The organism is Paenisporosarcina sp. P4_E4_2 (assembly GCF_056401595.1).
On record NZ_JBFUJC010000419.1, the window covers coordinates 1 to 2406 of the forward strand.

3 protein-coding genes are annotated in these 2406 nt (G+C 42.2%); all 3 read left to right on the forward strand.

Features of this window, described 5'->3' with window-relative positions:
- Positions 1-523, forward strand: a 523-nt coding sequence (locus AC1DSB_RS18055; RefSeq protein WP_477587288.1) for a FecCD family ABC transporter permease, incomplete at its 5' end; no start/stop codon positions are given.
- 458 nt (positions 524-981) lie between these two features.
- Positions 982-1710 (forward strand): GntR family transcriptional regulator, encoded by a 729-nt coding sequence (locus tag AC1DSB_RS18060; RefSeq protein ID WP_477531078.1) that lies wholly within the window; start codon positions 982-984, stop codon positions 1708-1710.
- A partial coding sequence (locus AC1DSB_RS18065) for an FGGY family carbohydrate kinase (RefSeq protein WP_477587289.1) occupies positions 1707-2406 on the forward strand: 700 nt, incomplete at its 3' end. The genes AC1DSB_RS18060 and AC1DSB_RS18065, both read left to right, overlap by 4 nt.

Below are 2406 nucleotides of genomic sequence, written 5' to 3' on the forward strand. Positions count from 1 at the left end.
GTCCATGGCATTGTCAGGTGCCATGATTGTATTGATTTCTTCTGCTGACCGAATTAAAGTCGATTTCATTGCTCGTTGGCTTGCCGGGGGTATTTGGGGGACGGACTGGCCGTTTGTATTGGCTATTTTGCCATGGTTGGTCGTACTAATCCCGTTTGCTATCATTAAAGCGAACCGGTTGAACATCCTTGGGCTGGGTGAACCAGTAGCAATTGGCGTAGGTCTGTCCGTTCAGAAAGAGCGTATTGTCCTAACACTTGCAGCTGTGGCACTTGCAGCATCAGCTGTTTCTGTAACAGGAGGGATTTCATTCATCGGGTTGATGGCACCACATATTGCACGTACGCTTATTGGTCCCAGACACCAGCTGTTTCTACCGCTATGCGTACTCATTGGTGGCTGGCTCCTGCTCATTGCGGATACAATCGGACGCAATATTGTTGAACCGAATGGACTTCCGGCAGGCGTCATGGTGGCACTGATCGGTGCACCATATTTTATTTACCTACTAACTAAAAAGTAATTTCCAAGTGAATTAAGAGTAACCTTCATTTCATAATGAACAAGTCGAGCTGGGGTGAATCCCTAGCTCTTTTTTTATTTAGGCTCTAGTAAACGATAGGGTTGTTTATCGTACATTTGCGCTAGCCGCACGTTTGCATGAGCCCAACAAGTATGAAAACCAACATACTTGTGGGTCTCATTTTTTAAAAGTGCTGGTCCTGCGGTTACTCGTCGCAAAATGCAGTTTTGTGGCAACGCCTTCGTGACTAACACCCTCTTGGCCCGAGGAGGCTTGTCTGGTACGTCCGCGGAACGGGAGCCGATTCCCTTTAATTTTTATAAAGAATCAACCATAAAGTTAAACTGAGCCTTTATCGATGGAAGAAAGTACATGAGATAAAAGCGTTTACATTTTCATTTAAGTCCATTACTATACTTGTATACAAGTATGTCGGTTGTGAAAGTAGGAAGGTACGAATGAGTGAAAAACAAAAATTTATCTATCCTGAAAAGTGGAATGCAAACGCTTCCATGGGTGTACGGTTAGCGTGTGAGCTAAGAATCAGAATAATTGCCGGTCTTATTGAGCCTGCCACTGTGCTTTCGGAAAACAAATTAGCTACAGAATTTAATGTAAGTCGTTCGCCTATTCGTGAGGCGCTTAAAATATTGGCATCGGAAAATATCATTCGTCTCGAACGGATGGGTGCTGTTGTCGTTGGATTAGCAGAAAAGGACATAAAAGAGCTATATGACGTTCGACTGATGATTGAAACATTTGTATATGAACGGATATTGAAAATAGATACGACTGTTTTGGTGAAGGAACTAAGCAAAATACGTGAAATGATGGAAGTTGCGATTAAGTATAAAGATGCGGATGAGTTCTCTTACCAGGACGTGTTATTCCATGAAACGATTGTTCGATCCATCAACCATTCCTATATTCTGCTGATTTGGAACAATACAAAACCGGTCATGGAAAGTTTGATTCTTTTATCAATGCGCATGCGAATGGAAGAAAAGTTTGAAGACTATTCACGTGTCTTAAACAATCACGATATTTATATAAAAGCGATTCAAACTAAAGATCGGGATGTCATGGTTCAAGCGTTGCATCAAAACTTCGAGGATGTTCAAGAGAAAGTGGAAGACCTTTGGATGTCTCAACAAATGCTCACAAAAGAAAGGGAGCAAAATTTATGACTAACTATATGCTAGGTGTGGACATAGGGACAACGAGTACGAAAGCGGTTTTATTTACTGAATCAGGTGAAATCGTTCAACAAGAGAATATCGGTTATCCATTGTATACACCGGATATTTCAACTGCGGAACAAGATCCTGAAGAAATATTTCAAGCAGTCGTAAAATCAATCTCCAATGTCATGAGCCTTTCACGGATTGCCCCGGATAAATTGTTGTTCATTTCGTTCAGCAGTGCGATGCACAGTGTCATTGCGATTGATGAAAATGATCAGCCACTTACTCAGTGCATCACATGGGCGGACAACCGTAGCGAGGCTTGGGCGCGTAAAATAAAGCAAGAATTAAATGGCCATGAGGTTTACAAACGGACAGGAACGCCTATTCACCCTATGTCACCATTGAGCAAAATTGCTTGGATTGTGAATGATCGTCCTGAGCTTGCGGCCAAAGTGAAAAAATATATAGGCATCAAAGAATATGTTTTCAACAAGTTCTTTAATCGCTATGTTGTCGATCATTCATTGGCTTCGGCTATGGGGATGATGAATCTCAAAAACCTAGCTTGGGATGAAGAGGCATTGCAAATCGCTGGCGTTTCATCAGACCAGTTATCTGAGCTAGTGCCGACAACCGAGATTTTCAGTGACTGTAATCCGAGGCTGGCAAAAAAACTTGGCATCAGTCCTCAAACAT